Source organism: Pseudoalteromonas sp. S3260 (assembly GCF_005886925.1).
Lineage (GTDB): Bacteria > Pseudomonadota > Gammaproteobacteria > Enterobacterales > Alteromonadaceae > Pseudoalteromonas > Pseudoalteromonas tetraodonis.
Genome location: NZ_PNCV01000383.1, coordinates 1 through 416, shown reverse-complemented (window position 1 = coordinate 416; position 416 = coordinate 1). Strand labels below are relative to the sequence as shown.

The 416-nt window shown below is 42.8% G+C and carries 1 protein-coding gene; it reads right to left on the bottom strand.

Features of this window, described 5'->3' with window-relative positions; genetic code table 11:
* The coding region (locus CWC14_RS18895; protein WP_502705439.1) for a FlgK family flagellar hook-associated protein at positions 1-416 on the bottom strand (416 nt) is incomplete at both ends.

Genomic DNA, 416 nt, shown 5'->3' with positions numbered 1-416 from the left:
GGATCTGGGTCGCCATTTAACGAGAACAAGTTAAAGCTACCATTTTCCATAACCAAGGCTTCACCTGTAGACATGAACACCAATTTTTCACCATGAGGTCCGTCAAGTGTTTCTAGGTTCATTAGCTCTGAAAGATCTTTAATCGCTTTGTCGCGCTCGTTATAGACCGAGCTGGCATCAGCTTGATCTTTCTTACCATGAACAGCCGCAATTTGGTTGTTCAGCTCACTAATTTTCTCAATTAAGCCATTGGCTTCATCAGCAAGGATCCCAAGCTGATCATTCACCACACTCTTTTGTTGCGACACAATTCCTGACAACCTATCCATCTGATTAACAAAGTTTTTCGCGTTGGTGAAGAACAACGAGCGGGTAACATTGTTAGAGGGCTGATTAAGCGCCTCTTGCAAATTATT